We start from the raw sequence: 17,966 nt of genomic DNA, 5'->3' as shown, positions 1-17,966 counted from the left end.
TCATTTTACCAACAAGTGCTGACGATGAAGGACATTTGTGATTTGTCGAAACCAGTGATCGGAGACTCTGGCTTTATCGTCAGACCACTCAATGTATCCGCGTGATTGAAAGTAGCGCAAGGTCCCAAGCACTTCTGCCACAGAAAGTTGGGTGCATCTTGACAGCTCTTCTTGGCTGGCAACTTCAAGCTGCACAATGGACCTCAGTACTGCAAGCATCGGTTTGGGCATTTTCTCAAGTTCATCGGCCTCTGGAGCTTGAAATAGCCTAACGACCACTTGTTGCGTTGCTTTGTCTCGTCTAAGTGAATAACGGAAGAATCGTAACGCCACAGTAGGGTTACCATCGGCGTAGTGCCACAGAATTCGGTAAAATCCCGTTTGAGCACGCTGCTCGTCATCCATATCTTCGTGGTCCCACTGCTTTGGTACGCTTAACCCCTCAAAGGAGAGCGGGAAGGCAGGATCGGACGATACTCTACTGCGTAATAATTCTGCCATCTGAGTCTCACTCCATTTAGGCAAGAAAGCGACCCAATCAAAAAGCAAACGCTCGCCCCGTGCTCGGTCGACAAATCGCCAACTCGACTTCTCGATAGCCAGCATGCAGCGATGATTCTGCTGAGATTGACGCAACAGATTAGTGACTTTTAGCAGGTCATTGAGCCCACCAACCATTGGCTTAACTAACCGTTGGGCATTGTCTATTGCAAACAGATAAGTGTGTTCACTGTGTCTCAAATGCTCAAGAATATCACTATCAGTCGTATCGTCTCCAAGACCTAGCTCCAATGACATTTGTTTCATTAACTCTTGATAGCCAGCGTAAGGGGAGTTCAAATAGATAGGCGTTGCACGTTTAACTTTGTGCAGTAGTTGCTTCATAAATGTTGTGACGCCAACACCTCGTTCACCGGATATGACCACAACAGCGGGACTTTCGCTTAACACATATTTGCCAACTTGCTTTAACTCGGGTTGAGCATATTGAATCAGTGTACTGTCCTCATTGCCAGGCAACACATAGCGAAACACTTCCTCGCCTCGAACACGCTTTAATGTACCTTGCTTTTGTTCATTGGAGTGCTGTTTAGCCACTTCTATTTTGAATAGGTACGCAAGCGCTTGGCTAAAGAATGTGAATCGAGATAACACAGCCACCACAGAGTGTTGAATATTCGAATAGCCAATCCACACAATACCCATGGTTGTCGCTAACCAGCTTATTAGCGGCGTTTTTTGGCGTTTCTCAGCCCATAGGACCCAAACAGGTTTGTCCTTCATTTCCGATAAAATTTCAAAGGTAATAGGGCGCCATTTCCTTAAAACTTTAATCGTTACCAAGGCAAACCAGAACCAAACCAAAGACAGGATCCAATAGTATATGGTGGTTTGACCTAACATCCGCTCGGCGATTTGTAGTGTCACCCCGACAAAGATAAAACTCCAAACATACCAACGAACGGTACTCAGCCTCAGCGCCGTGATAGCCGGAGATCGGCGCCGACTATTTCGATAAACAAACTCTAAAATAAAGCTTATTGCAATAGAGCCACCCAAGATCCACCAAGTAAAGATTTCCAATACTGCCAATTGAGATAAGCTAGGGATGGTCGACAATAGACGTAGCGTCGCGGTTAGCGCCAATAACCAGGCGATAGAGTTTGCCGCGCGACTCACATACCAGATTAGACGAACCCACAAGCCAGGTTTAACGGTTGAGTCGATTAAATGAGTTTTGAACAACGTGATCAGGCGCTTGCTGTTGGACAACCACCACATTAGAACGCCTATCACCAATAATACTTTTACTGCAACCCAAATGACGGGAATAGGAGAGATGAAAAGATCGGCAGTAAGCTTTTTAAAACTTCGAATTTGAGAGTAGACAATGTATTGAGCATTCAACTGCGCAATATCGAGCTCAAGCTTAAACTGAAGCACACCAGAGGGACCAAAACCTGTCACCTGTGTTTGCACATCAGACGACGCCCTCGCCAGCAGCGCTTCTTTAGATGCACCAATCAAGCGTAAGTTATAACTCAAGTTTTCTAATTCGCGCCACTCGATAATGTCTTGACGGTACTCTTTAATCCCTTTAGAAAATTTGTCTCTATAAACCGATTGCAGCTCGATGCTGTCACCAAGCAAGCGATGAATCTCAGACTGGTGACTGGCCTCCAGAAACGCAGGTTCAGGCAGTTCAAGACGTTTCTGCTGCAGGGCTTTAACATCCTTTGAAGCCACTGGGGCCTGATCGGCATTCAGCTCTATTGCGAAACTAGGCACGCTGGCCAAAAACAACAAGCAATACAATAAGGTTTTCAACTGCAAACTTAATTTAGGCATACATAGCGCTATAAGTGGATGATTATAGGTAAATTTTAGACAGCCATTGGCAAAAAGCGAACACCTGTCGCAAAAAAGTGTCTTTTTCACTAAAGGTGCGACCAAGGTCTAAGTGCAATAGGTTTCTTTAAAGCCATGCTCTTGATATGGTTATAGTGAGGTCATAGAGGTGGGAGTTCAGGGATGGCAACCTTCAACAATATAGTAATACTAACGGGTGCAGGAATCTCTGCAGAGTCGGGGATCAAAACATTTCGCACCCATGACGGACTGTGGGAAAATCACCGCATCGAAGATGTGGCGACACCTGAAGGTTTCCACGCCAATCCCGATCTTGTTCAACAGTTTTACAATAAACGACGTAAAGGTTTGTTGGATCCCGCTATTGCTCCTAACCCAGCGCACGAAGCGCTGGCACAGCTAGAACAGAGTATCGACGGCTCTGTATTGTTAGTCACTCAAAATATCGATAACTTGCACGAACGTGCTGGAAGTACAAATATCGTGCACATGCACGGGGAACTGCTGAAAGCTCAGTGTAGTGAAAGTGGCCAAGTGGTTGTACAGGAGGGTGACCTTACAACGGGTGACCTTTGCCATTGCTGCCAAATACCGGCGCAAATGAGGCCCCATGTAGTTTGGTTTGGTGAAATGCCTTTGCAGCTAAATCGAATCTACGACGCATTAAGTCAAGCCGATCTCTTTATCTCTATTGGTACATCGGGGGTTGTCTATCCGGCAGCGGGGTTTGTACACGAAGCAAGAGCGCATGGCGCGCATACCATCGAGTTAAACCTCGAACCTAGTGCACTAGAAAGTGAGTTTGCTGAAAAGCGATACGGAAAAGCGAGCCAAGTGGTGCCAGAGCTCATTGCTGAAATTATTTAGCCTATTTGAATGTCCAATGTCTAATCGGTAACGGAGAATAGACTAGTAGGCCAATTGTTCATGCTCTTCACATAAGGCATCAAAGTACTCTTTATAGAGTTCGGTTTTGCCTGAATATTCTTCAAGATTTCTGAATTCTGTCGATTTGTCTGCAGGTGGGTATAAGTTTGGATCACCGGTAAAATAAGCGGGTAAAATGTCATTACTCGCAGCAATCGCGCTTACCCGTCGATACGACAAGGCATATTCAGCGGCATTGCTTCCCGTTACTAACCAATTGAGCGCTTCTATACTTTTTTCGCGACTCAGTGCCCCCGTTGGCACTGTAAAGCCATAAGTGGTACGAATAATAGGGTCCAGGTCCCAAAGCATTTTCATTGGCGATCCTTCTTGGGTCACAGAATACACGCCACTGCTTGTACTCATACCAACGACAATTTCACCTGACAAAAACGCCATTTCAATCTCAGTACTGCTAGATATCTCATGTATGTTCGGCAACCAGCTTTTTAGCAGTTTATAAGCCGAATGGATCTCTAAGGGATTGGTCGTGTCCAAGTCATAGCCAAGCATATCTAACGCTACGACAAATAATGACTGATAGTCCTTAGTTATCGCGATTTGATCAGACCATTGCGTATCCCATGCGTCCGTCCAATTACTTATTAGCGACTCAGGTAACATGTCGACATTGATCGCCAAGCTCGTAAAATCGACACTGTATGGGTAGAAACGATGTGAAGAAACAGTCTCTTTATCAACGTATTGCCAATTATCCATCTTCCAGTCAATGTCGCCGTCGATAACCTCAACTTTTGATTGAGGCAGCTGACGATAGTGATTTTTGCTGACTAGCATTAAATCCACTTGGCGTTCTTTGAGGTACGTATCGATAGCCTCAAAGCTATCGGCCTGTATTTGAGTCACAGGGCGCTCTAGCAAAACACTAAGACGTTCCGATTGAGAGTCAGTAAGAGGGTGCTGTTCATAGACGATGACAAACTCAGAACTCGCTAAAACCGCTTGTGAATACAAGGGTAGGATCAACAAAGAGAGTCTTAAAGGGCTTATCATGTGGGTACGTTAACAACCTAGTGTCAATGAATATAGGTTTGGCATTATATCCATGCCTACATAGGAATCAAACTCATTTCACATTCTATTAAGATTAAGTCATCTAAGTTCACATGTCGAATTGGCGGTCGTTTTTGTGACCATACGAAGTGCTGTACCTCATATTTTAGGTTTAGCTCGGCTCTAGACAAGGTATACTAGCGAGCATCTAAATCGAACTCATATTGGCTTCATGGACACACAAAGCACAAACAAAGTTAATGTTGGGGGCAGCATAGACCGCGCCCTCAATGGAAAGTATTCACTCAAAGTGGGCGACATTCTTAGTGAGGCATGGAAACTAACGCTGCAACACTTTGCTCGATTTACTCCAGCTATCCTTTTGCTGATGCTGTTGCAATTGTCCATATTCTACGCCGCACTCAAGCTTCAGTTAGGCGATATTTGGGTCTTAATCGATGCGTTTGCCAATATGGATTCACCTGTAGACGAAAGTATTTTTCAAGCCATATTTATGGCGAACTTTAGCTACGAAGTGATTAGCGCCCCAATTTTTGCAAGCCTTTGTATGATGGCGATGAGCCATGCAACTGGGTTTAACACCAAGCTTTCGCACATTACTAAAGGGTTGGCCTTTACCGTACCGGTTATTCTGGCAACGCTAGCCTCGCTAATTTTACAAGCGTCATCTAGCAACTTAGTCCCTATGCTCTCAATCTACCTGTCTTTGGTGTTTAGTCACTCGGTATTGTTAATTTGCGAAAAACGCATGTCGCCAATGCGCTCATTTTGGTATTCACTGCGCGCCTGTAACCGTAAAATCTTGCCGTTGGCTGCGCTGTATAGCATTGTGGTGACCTTCGTTTTCTTATCGATTGCCTTATATGGGATCGGCTTGGTGATCACGTTGCCGTTTTACTTCCACGTAAAAGCGATTATTTACCGTGAAATGTTTGGCATCACTTTGACCGTTGTTGCAACTAAAGCGGATCCGTCGAGCACGACGCACACCGAATCACAGCCTAGTGAGCCCGACGTACAAAAGCCTTCTGGTGGACGTGACACCTTTGACGCGTAATGCCTCAGCAATACATTCCCAAGATGGACAAGGAATATTAAATGAATAAGTGGATAGCACCACTGTGCATGCTACTGTGCTTTCAAGCGCAAGCCACCGAGTATCGCTTTAGCTATTCTGAGCTCTACTCAAAACTGAAATATAGCCTAAAAGAAGAGTACACTGCTGTTGGAACTGGTGTGTACTTTGTCAACCCAACCACCCAATTACCGTGCAGCGTAGAAAAGTCTTGGATGGAAAAAGAAGCGCATTATGAAACGCTTTCGTTCCCACCAAGTGGAAAGTTACCGCTGCCGTTAGATGGCAACCTAAAAAGCGCCAACCCATTAGTCTATGTTCATACCGACTCAACAACTCAGTGTGATTACTCAGTTGCTTTGGTCGCCAACGAACCTTATGCACTAGACATTCATTCGGACTACCTTGAAGTTGTCATTCCAGAATTTCAGTTGTTGTTGGAAGACATCAGTGGGATGTTCTCTAGTTGGTTCGCACCCACAATTTCAGGCATTACGTTAGAATTTATCGAACTTGAAACTGGCGAAGTGATGCTTAGCAACAATCAGACTCTGCCAATAACAGGCCATCGAGCGCACATTACATTAGCGGACCTGAAGGATGGGGTAGTCGCAACGTTACCAACGTCTCCATCGCGAATCATGCCGTACATACAGCAATAGCTCGCTGTTAGTAGAATAAGAATGCGTAAACAACCAAAAAGGCCAGTTCAAATTGAACTGGCCTTTTTGTTAATCGATTTGTGTCACATTGAGCATTTCACCGGGTTCAAACGCTTGGACACCGATATCGTCTGCTGGCGATACATCGTTGAACTCTTCTTTATCAAAGCCAATATCACCGCCATTAATTACCCCTGAGTCTCGGTCAATCGACTTAAAATCGAACAACTCATAGTCAGCTAGATGACTAGGCACGACATTCTGAATCGATCTAAAGAGCGTCTCAATACGCCCAGGAAACTGCTTGTCCCAACCATTTAGCATTTGCTTGATGGCTTGACGTTGTAAGTTTGGCTGTGAGCCACAAAGGTTACATGGAATGATTGGGTACTGTTTTAGATCAGCATACTTAATGATGTCTTTTTCGCGGCAGTACGCCAATGGCCTAATAACTACATGTTCGCCGTTGTCAGAAACAAGTTTTGGCGGCATCGCTTTCATCTTGCCACCATGGAACATGTTTAAAAATAGCGTTTCGATGATGTCGTCACGATGATGGCCGAGAGCAATTTTTGTCGCACCCAACTCTTTGGCATTGCGATATAAAATACCGCGACGAAGTCGAGAGCAGAGCGAGCAGGTTGTTTTACCTTCAGGGATTTTATCTTGAACAATTGAATAAGTATCTTCTTCGATAATCTTGTACTCAACGCCCAAAGACTCTAAATAGCGAGGCAAAATATCTTCAGGGAAGCCAGGTTGTTTCTGATCAAGATTAACCGCGATCAAACTAAAGTCGACGGGCGCGCTCTTTTTTAAGCTCAGTAAGATGTCCAACATGGTAAAGCTGTCTTTACCACCAGACAAACACACCATAATGCGATCGCCATCTTCAATCATATTGAAATCTGCAATAGCTTGACCAGTATTGCGTCGTATGCGCTTTTGAAGCTTATTGAAGTTGTATTGTTGCGCTTTCGATAGCTCAGTCTGTTGCTCTGACATTATGTGGTTACCTTGACTCTTAAATTGTGCACCCGCAGCTGCGGCAAAAGTGAGTCGGTATGATACGCAGAATACCTATCGAGTCCAGAAAAATTTGAGCAACAAAAAGGGGAGCAAAGCTCCCCCAAAGTAATTCATTACTTCACTTAAACACTGTTAGGATCTAATGGACTGATGTATCCCTCTGGTTTGAGCGCCAAGAGATCACAATCGACCTTATCAATGACGTTTTCTGCTGTGTTGCCAATAAACACCGCTGACAGCCCAGAGCGGCCACTTGTTCCTAGAATCACTAAACCCGCTTTCAAATCGGCGACCGACTTAGAAATCACGTCTTCCGCCAACCCTTGCTCTACACTGGTTTGCTCTTCAGGTAACCCATAGTGCTGTCTAAGCTCCTTCATAGCTTTGAGGTGATGACCTCTAACCGAGTCGGAGTACAACGTAGGATCAAATTCAGGCAATTCTACCGTAATATTAGGCGGTGTAAGCGGATAAGCGTTTACCAAGTGCGGTGTTGCATTTAGGCGCTCTGACAAATCGAGCGCTTGCTCGACCATCGCTTGATTGAGCTTTTGGTGAGACTCTTGCTCTGAACCAACATGAACCGATGCCACAATATGACCATTTTCTGGCCAATCATGATTCTTAACCAGCAATACAGGAGTAGGGCATTTACGCAAGAGGTGCCAATCGGTTGGGGTAAATAGCACCGATTCTAAAGCGGCGTGCTGCCTAGTCGCTTTGATCACAATCTCATGACCGGCCGCGTAGACTTGCTCGATGATTGCTTCGTAAGGTCGATTATGCCAAATCACTTTAATGTCTAGAGTGATGTCATTATCTAAATATGGCTCAGCAACTTCTTTCATCCATTGCGTACGCTGGTGCACAACGCCTGCACGCATTGCATCGCGTTCTTCACTCGACAGCATCGAGGTCATCTCATAGGAGAAATCGTATATCGACAGGAAAAAAGTGACACTACAGGGACTTTTACTCTTGCGCCCTAATTGCATGGCCCTTGCCAATGCAGGTTGCTCATCATTATTGATGTCCGCAACCACTAAGATGTTGTTATAAATACTCATACAGTCACCACTATGTCGTAGGATCTAGTTTAACTGTAGCCGAATAAGCGTTGAATTTTTATATGTTTAGGAAAGAAATTGGGGATTTATTGAAGTGACTCACTAAGTGAGCCACTTTGACAGGGGATTACGACTCTTTTGATACGCCAGCAAGAGTCATTAGTGCATCATGATCGTTGATCGTGATGTATTTGCCTTTTACCAATAAAATGTCAGCTTTTTGGAAACGACCAAGTAATCGGCTAATGGTTTCTACCGTCAAACCAAGGTAGTTACCAATATCACCGCGCGTCATAGTAAGACGGAACTCACGCGGACTGAAACCACGTTGAGAAAAACGCTCCGACAAGTTATACAAAAACGCGGCAAGACGCTCTTCAGCGTTTTTCTTAGACAGTAGCAAAATCATATCTTGATCGCCTTTGATTTCATTACTCATCAAACGCATGATTTGCTGACGTAACTTAGGCATTTTACCTGAAAGATCGTCTAAGATTTCGTATGGGATTTCACACACCATTGAGGTTTCAAGCGCTTGCGCGAAACTCGGGTGTTTGTTTTGATTGATTGCATCAAAACCTACCAAATCGCCCGCAAGATGAAATGCCGTGATTTGCTCATCGCCTTGCTCGGTGATGGTGTAGCTTTTGATGGTTCCTGAACGAATAGCGTACAGGGATTTCAGCTCGTCGCCGGCTTTAAACAGCTCTTGGCTCTTCTGAATTGGTTTTTTGCGCTCAATAATTTGGTCGAGTTGATCCAACTCGCTGTCACTTAATGTGAAAGGGATGCAAAGTTGAGAGATGCTGCAATCTTGACAGTGGATGGCACAGCCACCTGATTGTACGCGATTTGTTGCCGGTTTTTCTGAAATCATAGTACTAACTGATAATTGATGTACGTCAATATTTTACCAAACTAAATAAAAAATGGATAGGTTTTTAACTTAAGAGCACCAGAACAGAGCAGGAAATTGCTAAAAACAGCGGTTAAATCACACCGTTGAGTGAGGTATATAGACCTAACAAGATAAGCAATATGCCACCAGTTTTACGTACCCAAGACGACGAAGTGAGCTTATGCACGTATTGCGCAAAGAACGCAAGAGACAACATTGCAGGCAACGTGCCTATCCCAAACGCTAACATTGTTTGAGCGCCGCCACTAGCACTGCCTGACATCGCAGCCCAGCTCAACATCGAATAAACCAACCCACATGGCAGCCATCCCCACAGCATACCAAGCGGAAGTGCATAGATAGAATGTTTGAGTGGCAACAAGCGTTGAGCTAGTGGAGTTAGCAGGCGCCACAATCCGCGACCGGCTTTTTCGATGACAGAGATGCCTCTGTACCAACCTGCAATATACAAGCCTAATAGAACCATCAAAATGCCCGCAAAAACCCGAAGAATGTCGAGCCCTTGGTTCCAACCACTTAACTCTACCGAGCTTGCAACAGCGCCGCCGATGAACGCGCCAAATAATGAATAGCTAAATAACCGACCCACACTGTATAAAAAGAGCGCGACCGGTTTTTGAGTGGTGGCTGCGAGTGCTGTAGAGATACCACCACACATAGCAACACAGTGTGTAGTGCCAAAGAGGCCAACCGCAAACGCGCCTGCTAAATCAAGATCCATTAAGGTTGTTTTTTCTCGTCATCTTCAAACAGAATGTTATGTCCTTGACGATCAAGGTCTTCAAATTGCTCTGATTTAACTGCCCAAAGAAATACTCCGACGGCAACGGCTACTAATACTATTGCAATAGGAATGAGGATGTAGAGACTTTCCATTACTTCAATAACCTCAATGAATTAGTAACAACAATCAGCGAACTGGCCGACATGCCTACAACCGCAATGTATGGAGCGACTAGCCCCATCACGGCAAGCGGCAAAATAATGAGGTTATACCCCAAAGCCCAAGCCAAGTTTTCGCGGATAATACGACGTGTCTTTAACGCAATGGTACGCCCACTGAGTATCTTTTCAAGCTTATCGCCCAGCAATACCATATCGGCTGAGGTTTTTGCGATGTCGGTACCACTGCCCATAGCCACAGACAGGTGAGCGCCACTTAATGTTGGCGCATCGTTGATACCATCACCGACCATTAGTGTCACATCATCCTTAGGCAACTGTCGTAGATACTCCAGTTTTTGTTGCGGCTTGGCTTCACTCACAACCGTATCTATCCCAACTTCGTGAGCAACTTGCTGGGCATTTTGTTCAATATCACCGGTCAATAACGTTACTTTAATCCCTAGCGATTGGAGTTGAGCAACAAAATCAGCACTTTGCTCTCTCACTGGATCGCTGTAATGGAAGCGTGCTATGAGGCGACCATTGCACGACAGGTATATTACCGACGGGTCGCTTTGGTGTTCGCCATTTAAAACAAACGCCATAGAGCCAATGCGATACTCGTGCTCACCTAAGATCCCTTTTACGCCGCTACCAACCACATTTTCCACCTCGTCAAATTTGACTTGGCTTTCAAAGGCGGTAAACGCTTTAGAAATAGGGTGATTAGCATGACGTTCAAGCTCACTTGCAAGCGCAATCACTTGTTGCTCTGAGAATTCGTCCATTGCCTCTATCTTAGAGATAGTAAATTCACCATGGGTCAGTGTGCCGGTCTTATCAACAACAACGTGGTTCACCTTACAAAGTGTTTCTATAACGTGCGACTTTCTCATCAATAACCCTTGGCGACCAAGTTGAGACGCGCCACAGGTTAGAGCGGTAGGGGTTGCCAAAGATAATGCGCAGGGGCAGGTGGCAACAAGAACCGACAGCAATATCCAAAAGGCGTCATCAGAACCATTTATGGTCCAATACGTGTACGTTAACGCAGATATGGCTAATATCACGGCGACAAAATAACGAGCAACCACATCGGCCACTTCAGCAATCTTTGGTTTGGTATATTGAGCTTCGTCTTGAAGGCGAACAATATTTGAAAGCACGCTGTCATTTCGTGACGCCGTCACTTCAAGTTCAATGACGCTTTCACCGTTTACTGATCCAGCAAATACAGGGTCTCCGCAGGCTTTCTTTACCGGAATCGATTCACCGGTCAGCATCGATTCATTAACATGTGCAACCGGGGATAAAGACGCACCGTCAGCGGGAATATGCTCGCCTGGTAATACTCTTAGCTTGTCTCCAACTTGCAAACTTTTAACTGGCACTTGTTCACCATCAATGGTGGTTGCCAAGGTGGGGACGAGCTTGAGAAGGTTTGCACTGGCTGCCGCCGCTTTTCGTCTTGCACGCATCTCCAAAAACCGACCCAGCAACAAAAAGAAGGTAAACATTGAGATCGATTCAAAAAAGACTTCGCCTTGCTGTGTCACTGTTGCCCACAAACTAGCAACGTACGCAAAGATAAGTGCCAGCGATACGGGCACATCCATCCCCAATGTCCGTCCTTTTAGACTGCGATAAGCATTGATATAAAAAGGCAGTGCCGAATAGAGTAGGACTGGTGTGGCAAAGATTAAGCTCACAACCCTAAAGTAGTGCTTAAACTCTGGCTCAAGGCTTCCAAACACTTCTAAGTATAATGCTACCGCCAGCATCATAACTTGCATCGTTGCAAGGCCTGCAATACCTAATCGATATAGGTATTGCTTCATGCTGTTATGGTAATCGCGCTCTTGAGCATCAGCTTCAAAGGGAGCGGCTTTATAGCCAATTTGGTGTAGAGACGTGAGTATTTCACTCAGTTCTATGGCATCGTCTTGCCACTCTACCATGGCACGATGAGTCGATGTGTTTACACGAATTGACGCGATGCCTGGCATTTGATTGAGCTGTTTCTCTATTAACCAGGCACAGGCCGCGCAAGACACACCTTCTAACGATAGCGTTGTTTTTAACACGCCATCCTGGTGCTGAACGAACTCCGCTTGAACGTCTTTATTGTCATAAAGTGACAACTCGAGAAGCTCTTTAGGAACTAAATCGACGCGCTCTGCAGACTCTGTGCGGTACTGATAGTAGGACGTTAGACCACTTTCAACGATAGTGGATGCAACGGCTTCGCAGCCCACGCAACACATCTCGCGATCTTCACCCAATATTTCTACATGAAAATCACTGCCTGCGGGGACATCTTCCCCGCAGTGATAACACTCTTTTGTCATTGCCTAGTTTGCCAGTGGCGTAAATTCAGAAGTAGGGAAGCTAACACGTCCCTGGATTAACCACTCATGGTTGTGTGGAGACAGTTCAATGAACCATGGACCGTCAATATCTTGCGTTAGCGCTAAACGATACTCACCATTTGCGCTGGCACTGACCAACTCGTTAAAGTCTCTGTCTGCCAGTGTGCGATGCGTTACTGCAACATTGAGTGCGGGGTAGTGTTCTAAATCGCCTTTATTAAACGAAATGATAATTGCCCCATCACTGCTTTTAATTTGTGCAGATAGGTTAAGTTCATTGGCAACACGAACTTTGGAGATATCGACATTAATGCCTTTACCTTTTTTATAGTAATCCTCAGCAACGAGTGACACTGAATTCTGGGAGAAGATAAACACGGTATATAAAGTCCCCACAACCACCGTCAACGGCAGTGCAATAAGAAACCAGGGCCAAAACTGCTTATACCAAGGCTGTACCATAAAAAAGTTCTCTTAAGTTTAATTTGTAATGAAGTGTGTAGAGTAGGGAAAAGACAGCCCCTAGAAAAGGGGCTGTTAATATCGTTTTACTATTTTGTTTCTTGGTTGCTAAGATTCCAGACATAAGCAGAGAGAAGCTGAACTTTCTCTTCCCCTAGAATGTCTTTCCAAGCGGGCATGACGCCTGAGCGGCCGTATGCAACTGTTTGTGTTACTTCAGCGCGTGAATCACCAAACAACCAAATGTTGTCTGTGAGATCTGGTGCGCCAACTGAAGGGTTACCCTTACCGTCTGTACCATGACACGCGGCACATACAGCAAACTTCGCTTTACCTGCTGCGGCTTCACGAGCATTCACCTTACGCCCAGAAAGGCTGAGGGTGTAGCTCACCACTTCACGAACACCGTCTTCGCCAAGCACGTCATTCCACGCCGGCATTTGACCAATGCGGCCTTCCATGATCGTTGTTTTGATCGCGGCAGGCTCACCACCATATAGCCAAGCAGCATCTGCTAGGTTAGGGAAGCCTTTCTGGCCACGTGCATCCGAACCATGACACTGCGAACAGTTTTGTAGGAAAAGGCGTTGGCCAACTTTGATCGCTTCTTCGTTCTCTGCAATCGCAGGAATAGAGCGGAAAGTTGTACCATCTTCTTCATACGCTAAGCGCTTAAATGCTTCACCAAAATAGGCTTCGGCGTCATCAAGTTCTTTCGCGTATTTATCTAGCGTCTTTTCACTTTGTGAACGTGCAATTGATGCACGAGACTGTTCAATGTTGGTTACGGTTTGATCCGAACTTGTCCATCCGAGTAGGCCAGGAAAGTTACCCATTCCTGGGAAGAGTAGAAGATAGACAACCGCAAATACACCTGTACTGAAGAACAAGTATGTCCACCATTTAGGCAGCGGGTTGTTAAGCTCGCGAATACCATCGTATTCGTGGCCCATATCTTCACCGTCTTTCACACCCATGTCGTCTTTTAGACACCACACAAGTATGGCAAACACGCCGATCAGACAGACCGCGGTGATGATGATGACCCATAAACTCCAAAATGTAGTCATTTGTTATCTTCTCCCTGATTTTCCGATGACTGCTGCTCGTCTGCAAACACTAGATTGGCGTCTTCTTCAAATCGCGCTTTGCGCTTTTTGCCGTAAGCCCACCAGACAATGCCGAAGAAGCTAACAAAAAGAAGGACAGTCCAAATACTGTGAATAGTTCCAATATCCATAGTCGCTCCTTATTTCATCGCGTGGCCAAGAGATTGAAGATAAGCAATGATGGCATCCATCTCTGTTTTACCTTCTACGTCTGACTTCGCGTTAGCGATCTGTTCGTCAGTGTAAGGAACTCCAAACTGATTCTTGAATATTTCAAGTTTCTGCTGGGTCAACTTACCGTCTAGAACATTTTCTTCCAACCAAGGGAAGCCAGGCATGTTTGACTCTGGTACTAATTCACGTGGGTCGATCAAGTGAACACGGTGCCATTCGTCAGAATAACGTCCACCGACACGAGCCAGATCAGGTCCAGTACGTTTAGAGCCCCAAAGGAATGGGTGTTCCCAAACACTCTCGCCCGCTACAGAGTAGTGGCCGTATCGTTCTGTCTCAGAACGGAAAGGACGGATCATTTGGCTGTGACATACGTTACAACCTTCACGAATGTAAACATCGCGACCTTCCATTTCGAGAGCAGAATAAACACGAAGATTATCCACAGGCTCAGTCGTTTGCTTTTGGAAAATCAATGGAGTGATTTCAACCAAAGCACCAAAGCTGATTGCAATGATGATCAAAATAGCCAGCAAGCCGACGTTTTTCTCGACGATTTCGTGGCGGTTATTTGAATTATTTGCCATGTTGCTCTCTCCTTACGCCGGTTGTGGAATAGCTTTTAGGCTATTTTTCGGAGCTGCGATGGTCTTGTAGGTGTTGTACGCCATTAAGAACATGCCAGCTAGGAAAATAAATCCGCCAATAAAGCGAACCGTGTAATACGGGTAAGAAGCTTGTACTGATTCAACAAAGCTATAAGTCAACGTACCATCGGCATTTACTGCGCGCCACATCAGACCCTGCATAACGCCAGAGATCCACATTGCAACGATGTAAAGCACTGTACCGATAGTTGCTAACCAGAAGTGCACGTTGATTAGGCTAACAGAGTACATACGTTCTTGACCGAATAGACGAGGCACTAAGTGGTACACAGAACCGATAGATACCATTGCTACCCATCCCAATGCGCCAGAGTGTACGTGACCTATGGTCCAATCCGTGTAGTGAGAAAGTGCGTTCACCGTCTTGATTGACATCATTGGACCTTCAAAGGTCGACATGCCATAGAAAGACAGTGACACAATGAGGAATCGAAGGATTGGGTCATAACGGAGTTTATGCCATGCGCCAGACAGCGTCATAATACCGTTGATCATGCCACCCCAAGAAGGAGCGAACAGAACCAAAGACATAACCATACCTAAAGACTGAGTCCAGTCAGGTAGTGCTGTGTAGTGCAGGTGGTGAGGACCCGCCCAGATGTAAAGGGAAACCAATGCCCAGAAGTGAACAATGGATAAACGGTATGAATAAACTGGACGCTCAGCCTGCTTAGGTACGAAGTAGTACATCATGCCAAGGAAACCCGCAGTAAGTAGGAAACCTACGGCGTTGTGTCCATACCACCATTGGACCATCGCATCCACGGCACCGGAGTAAATAGAGTATGACTTACCCAGTGACACAGGCACCGCCATGCTATTTACAATATGCAACACAGCAACAGTAAGGATAAACGCACCGAAGAACCAGTTTGCAACATAAATGTGCGAGGTTTTTCGTTTAATTAGCGTTCCGAAGAACACTACCGCGTATGAAACCCATACCAAGGCAATTGCGATATCGATTGGCCACTCAAGTTCCGCATACTCTTTACCAGAGGTGAAACCGAGGGGTAGGGTGATTGCGGCTGCTAGGATGATGGCTTGCCATCCCCAGAACGTAAACGCAACCAGTGGACCACCGAATAGGCGGGTTTGACAGGTTCTTTGCACCACATAGTATGAGGTTGCAAAAAGGGCACTAGTACCAAACGCGAAAATCACTGCATTAGTATGCAGTGGACGCAATCGGCTATAAGTTAACCACGGCGTATCAAAGTTGAGCTGTGGCCATACGAGTTGAGCGGCGATTAAACACCCAACTGCCATTCCGACAATACCCCACAAAATGGTGACAAGGGTAAATTGACGTACGACAGTATAGTTGTAGCTTTGTTCAAGCTGCGCTTCTTGGCTCATTTGCATGCTTCCAATTTCTTATTAACTACACTTTCCAACACGACACTATCATTTGTTTTTATGTCGTAATGCCATCCAAACTGTAAAAATGCTGATTTAAGCAGCAAAAACTGGCTAAATAATAGAATTTTACAAAATCCGTTTTAGAAAAATGGCATTTTCGTGGTAAATGATACTGGAATTAACAAATCAATGACAGTGGATTAACCTTACAGTTAATACGGCATTGACGTTTTATTTCTAAAACTTTGAACTTAGTAACAAAGGAACAAAATATATGGCTGCACAGCCTCTAACACGAGCAAGACTCATACAAATACTCTTGACAATGTTGTTGCTCATTGTTGCATTCGTATGGCGTACCGTCATTTTTAGTGATGAACAAGTCAATTGCACTGTGCAACAAGTTTGTAACTTAGAGTTTGAACAGCATAAATTGACGCTAAAATGGTCTAAAGTCGGTCTAAAATTACAAAGTTCGCAAAATATAGATTTTTCGGTTACCGCAATCGACGGGCAACCAATGGATGACACGGCTGACCTAACAGAAATGAACTTTACGCCCAATACCAAGGGGTTAGTGTTGGAATCTGGTCATCAACGACTTACTATTAATCAACTCCCTCAATAAGGTGATGGTGTCATGGACAATATAGCCGCTTCAATGCAGCAGGAGTCACACCGCATTGCTGTCAGTGTTCAACCTACGGCAGATCAAGCTATAGAAGAACTTGTAGCCGAGGTTGGGCCAATCAGAGCTCAATCAATGTTGATCTATTACACCCATCACTATGACGCGAAGCGGCTGCAACAGCTCCTTCGTGAGCACTACCCAAATACGCCAATTCATGGCTGTTCCACGTGCCGCGGTGTACTGACTAACAAAGGGTTTATTGAGGGCCCTGTCGTTGGGGTATCTTATACTTTAGATCCCCATTTTTGGACCTGTAATGCCATAACAACGTTTGATACTAACGAGCGCGATGAAGTCTGTACCAAAACAACTAAAGCCATTGATAAAGCAATAGAAAAATCTAATCGCCAAGGTGAAGTGCCTGGACTTATATTGATGCATGGGACCGTAGGGACTGAAGAAGGCGTCCTTGAATGTATTGACAACTATTTTGGTCTGCAGGTTCCCGTTCTGGGGGGCACTGCAGCAGACGATCATATTGAAGGGAAATGGAGCATTTTCACCCAAGAAGGTGTAGTTACTCAGGGTGTTTCTCTCACGTTTATCTATGGCAACGCCAATCTAAACACCTCTTTTGGTACCGGTTATATCACCACCAGAAAAAGTGGGGTAGTGACTGCAGCAAACGGCCGCTTTGTCCTATCAATAGACGATCTGCCAGCAGCGTCTGTTTATCGCGCCTGGACAAAGTCGATACTGCACGATGAGCAATATCAGGATTTGATGCAACATACAGGTCACGTACCTCTTGGCGTTCAATACATCAGTGCCGAAAACGAAATATACTATCACCTGTTTCACCCAGTTCGTTTATGTGACGATGGTTCAATTGAACTGTTTGCAGAAATGCCACAGGGAGTAAATATTAAATTAATGATTGGTAGCCATGAACATATGGTAGACAGAGTGGCGAGAATCGTTGGCGACGCGAGCGCATCTTTAATGTCGCCACTGGGACCTTCCGCTTATCTTTCAATGTTTTGCGCAGGCTCAATGTACAGCATTTATGATCATCTACCTCATATTGCCAAACAACTTAATGACACCTACAACAACGTACCTTTTTTGTGTCCATTTACCTTCGGTGAACAGGGAATGACTGTCGAAGGCAAAAATGCACACGGAAACTTAATGATCTCCACCGTGGCATTCTCTTAGAAGG

At 45.2% G+C, this 17,966-nt stretch carries 18 protein-coding genes; 5 read left to right on the top strand and 13 right to left on the bottom strand.

The genetic code is table 11. The features are described 5' to 3' along the window. The gene (locus JQC93_RS05280) at positions 1–2,349 is read right to left on the bottom strand and encodes an ATP-binding protein (RefSeq protein WP_205157446.1); all 2,349 of its coding nucleotides are present in this window, start codon (positions 2,347–2,349) and stop codon (positions 1–3) included. 183 nt (positions 2,350–2,532) lie between these two features. Here JQC93_RS05280 and cobB point away from each other — a divergent pair, with 183 nt between their 5' ends. Continuing rightward, positions 2,533–3,237: a Sir2 family NAD+-dependent deacetylase gene (cobB, locus tag JQC93_RS05275; protein WP_205157445.1), complete on the top strand. Its 705-nt coding sequence runs from the start codon at positions 2,533–2,535 to the stop codon at positions 3,235–3,237. Between the two features lie 42 nt (positions 3,238–3,279). Here the strand turns inward: cobB and JQC93_RS05270 are convergent, their stop codons facing one another. Continuing rightward, positions 3,280–4,311 carry an extracellular solute-binding protein gene (locus JQC93_RS05270; RefSeq protein ID WP_205157444.1) on the bottom strand — a complete coding sequence of 344 codons (1,032 nt, stop codon included), beginning with the start codon at positions 4,309–4,311 and terminating at the stop codon, positions 3,280–3,282. Between the two features lie 232 nt (positions 4,312–4,543). Between JQC93_RS05270 and JQC93_RS05265 the strand changes: the two genes are divergently transcribed. Both JQC93_RS05265 and JQC93_RS05260 read left to right on the top strand, forming a co-directional pair. After that, positions 4,544–5,389 carry a DUF2189 domain-containing protein gene (locus tag JQC93_RS05265; protein WP_236009373.1) on the top strand — a complete coding sequence of 282 codons (846 nt, stop codon included), beginning with the start codon at positions 4,544–4,546 and terminating at the stop codon, positions 5,387–5,389. 41 nt (positions 5,390–5,430) lie between these two features. Further along, positions 5,431–6,069, top strand: a complete 639-nt coding sequence (locus JQC93_RS05260) for a DUF2987 domain-containing protein (protein ID WP_205157443.1) — start codon at positions 5,431–5,433, stop codon at positions 6,067–6,069. A gap of 69 nt (positions 6,070–6,138) precedes the next feature. Here the strand turns inward: JQC93_RS05260 and ttcA are convergent, their stop codons facing one another. The 11 genes from ttcA to ccoN all read right to left on the bottom strand — a co-directional run bounded on the left by ttcA (position 6,139) and on the right by ccoN (position 16,110). Continuing rightward, positions 6,139–7,074: a tRNA 2-thiocytidine(32) synthetase TtcA gene (ttcA, locus tag JQC93_RS05255; protein ID WP_205157442.1), complete on the bottom strand. Its 936-nt coding sequence runs from the start codon at positions 7,072–7,074 to the stop codon at positions 6,139–6,141. Positions 7,075–7,220: 146 nt separating this feature from the next. Then, on the bottom strand, positions 7,221–8,165 hold the full coding sequence (gene uspE / locus JQC93_RS05250) for a universal stress protein UspE (RefSeq protein ID WP_205157441.1): 945 nt from the start codon (positions 8,163–8,165) through the stop codon (positions 7,221–7,223). 127 nt (positions 8,166–8,292) lie between these two features. Then, complete coding sequence (locus tag JQC93_RS05245; RefSeq protein ID WP_084888023.1) at positions 8,293–9,042, bottom strand: FNR family transcription factor; 750 nt, start codon at positions 9,040–9,042, stop codon at positions 8,293–8,295. A 112-nt stretch (positions 9,043–9,154) separates the two neighbouring features. After that, entirely contained in the window at positions 9,155–9,805 is a 651-nt protein-coding gene (locus JQC93_RS05240) for a sulfite exporter TauE/SafE family protein (RefSeq protein ID WP_205157440.1), read from the bottom strand. Continuing rightward, positions 9,805–9,960 (bottom strand): cbb3-type cytochrome oxidase assembly protein CcoS, encoded by a 156-nt coding sequence (gene ccoS / locus JQC93_RS05235; protein ID WP_084888026.1) that lies wholly within the window; start codon positions 9,958–9,960, stop codon positions 9,805–9,807. Before ccoS ends, JQC93_RS05240 begins: the two co-directional genes overlap by 1 nt. Then, entirely contained in the window at positions 9,960–12,317 is a 2,358-nt protein-coding gene (locus tag JQC93_RS05230; RefSeq protein ID WP_205157439.1) for a heavy metal translocating P-type ATPase, read from the bottom strand. The genes ccoS and JQC93_RS05230 overlap by 1 nt, the downstream gene beginning before the upstream one ends. Positions 12,318–12,320: 3 nt before the next feature. Beyond that, a complete protein-coding gene (locus JQC93_RS05225; RefSeq protein WP_205157438.1) occupies positions 12,321–12,800 on the bottom strand; it encodes a FixH family protein in 480 nt (159 codons plus the stop codon). 89 nt (positions 12,801–12,889) lie between these two features. After that, positions 12,890–13,870, bottom strand: coding sequence for a cytochrome-c oxidase, cbb3-type subunit III (gene ccoP, locus JQC93_RS05220; protein ID WP_205157437.1), 981 nt, complete (start codon positions 13,868–13,870; stop codon positions 12,890–12,892). Then, positions 13,867–14,040 (bottom strand): cbb3-type cytochrome oxidase subunit 3, encoded by a 174-nt coding sequence (locus tag JQC93_RS05215; protein WP_084888033.1) that lies wholly within the window; start codon positions 14,038–14,040, stop codon positions 13,867–13,869. The genes ccoP and JQC93_RS05215 overlap by 4 nt, the downstream gene beginning before the upstream one ends. 9 nt (positions 14,041–14,049) lie before the next feature. Continuing rightward, the gene (gene ccoO / locus JQC93_RS05210) at positions 14,050–14,670 is read right to left on the bottom strand and encodes a cytochrome-c oxidase, cbb3-type subunit II (protein WP_205157436.1); all 621 of its coding nucleotides are present in this window, start codon (positions 14,668–14,670) and stop codon (positions 14,050–14,052) included. A 12-nt stretch (positions 14,671–14,682) separates the two neighbouring features. Further along, positions 14,683–16,110: a cytochrome-c oxidase, cbb3-type subunit I gene (gene ccoN / locus JQC93_RS05205; protein ID WP_084888037.1), complete on the bottom strand. Its 1,428-nt coding sequence runs from the start codon at positions 16,108–16,110 to the stop codon at positions 14,683–14,685. Positions 16,111–16,387: 277 nt separating this feature from the next. Here ccoN and JQC93_RS05200 point away from each other — a divergent pair, with 277 nt between their 5' ends. Both JQC93_RS05200 and JQC93_RS05195 read left to right on the top strand, forming a co-directional pair. After that, entirely contained in the window at positions 16,388–16,741 is a 354-nt protein-coding gene (locus tag JQC93_RS05200; protein WP_205157435.1) for a hypothetical protein, read from the top strand. 12 nt (positions 16,742–16,753) lie between these two features. After that, positions 16,754–17,962 carry an FIST signal transduction protein gene (locus JQC93_RS05195; protein ID WP_205157434.1) on the top strand — a complete coding sequence of 403 codons (1,209 nt, stop codon included), beginning with the start codon at positions 16,754–16,756 and terminating at the stop codon, positions 17,960–17,962. The last annotated feature ends 4 nt before the right edge of the window (positions 17,963–17,966 follow it).

This window comes from Vibrio ulleungensis, assembly GCF_016900875.1.
In the GTDB taxonomy this organism is placed as follows: Bacteria; Pseudomonadota; Gammaproteobacteria; order Enterobacterales; family Vibrionaceae; genus Vibrio; species Vibrio ulleungensis.
The sequence above is the reverse complement of the archived record's forward strand: the minus strand, read 5'-3'. Positions and strand labels throughout refer to the sequence as shown.

What these genes read in the sequence shown, in the direction of transcription:
- JQC93_RS05225 (WP_205157438.1), bottom strand. Translation starts at nt 12,800, where the DNA reads ATGGTACAGCCTTGGTATAAGCAGTTTTGGCCCTGGTTTCTTATTGCA.
- ccoP (WP_205157437.1), bottom strand. Translation starts at nt 13,870, where the DNA reads ATGACTACATTTTGGAGTTTATGGGTCATCATCATCACCGCGGTCTGT.
- JQC93_RS05200 (WP_205157435.1), top strand. Translation starts at nt 16,388, where the DNA reads ATGGCTGCACAGCCTCTAACACGAGCAAGACTCATACAAATACTCTTG.
- JQC93_RS05230 (WP_205157439.1), bottom strand. Translation starts at nt 12,317, where the DNA reads ATGACAAAAGAGTGTTATCACTGCGGGGAAGATGTCCCCGCAGGCAGT.
- ttcA (WP_205157442.1), bottom strand. Translation starts at nt 7,074, where the DNA reads ATGTCAGAGCAACAGACTGAGCTATCGAAAGCGCAACAATACAACTTC.
- cobB (WP_205157445.1), top strand. Translation starts at nt 2,533, where the DNA reads ATGGCAACCTTCAACAATATAGTAATACTAACGGGTGCAGGAATCTCT.
- JQC93_RS05195 (WP_205157434.1), top strand. Translation starts at nt 16,754, where the DNA reads ATGGACAATATAGCCGCTTCAATGCAGCAGGAGTCACACCGCATTGCT.
- JQC93_RS05240 (WP_205157440.1), bottom strand. Translation starts at nt 9,805, where the DNA reads ATGGATCTTGATTTAGCAGGCGCGTTTGCGGTTGGCCTCTTTGGCACT.
- JQC93_RS05265 (WP_236009373.1), top strand. Translation starts at nt 4,544, where the DNA reads ATGGACACACAAAGCACAAACAAAGTTAATGTTGGGGGCAGCATAGAC.
- ccoS (WP_084888026.1), bottom strand. Translation starts at nt 9,960, where the DNA reads ATGGAAAGTCTCTACATCCTCATTCCTATTGCAATAGTATTAGTAGCC.
- JQC93_RS05260 (WP_205157443.1), top strand. Translation starts at nt 5,431, where the DNA reads ATGAATAAGTGGATAGCACCACTGTGCATGCTACTGTGCTTTCAAGCG.
- ccoN (WP_084888037.1), bottom strand. Translation starts at nt 16,110, where the DNA reads ATGAGCCAAGAAGCGCAGCTTGAACAAAGCTACAACTATACTGTCGTA.
- ccoO (WP_205157436.1), bottom strand. Translation starts at nt 14,670, where the DNA reads ATGGCAAATAATTCAAATAACCGCCACGAAATCGTCGAGAAAAACGTC.
- JQC93_RS05270 (WP_205157444.1), bottom strand. Translation starts at nt 4,311, where the DNA reads ATGATAAGCCCTTTAAGACTCTCTTTGTTGATCCTACCCTTGTATTCA.
- JQC93_RS05215 (WP_084888033.1), bottom strand. Translation starts at nt 14,040, where the DNA reads ATGGATATTGGAACTATTCACAGTATTTGGACTGTCCTTCTTTTTGTT.
- uspE (WP_205157441.1), bottom strand. Translation starts at nt 8,165, where the DNA reads ATGAGTATTTATAACAACATCTTAGTGGTTGCGGACATCAATAATGAT.
- JQC93_RS05280 (WP_205157446.1), bottom strand. Translation starts at nt 2,349, where the DNA reads ATGCCTAAATTAAGTTTGCAGTTGAAAACCTTATTGTATTGCTTGTTG.
- JQC93_RS05245 (WP_084888023.1), bottom strand. Translation starts at nt 9,042, where the DNA reads ATGATTTCAGAAAAACCGGCAACAAATCGCGTACAATCAGGTGGCTGT.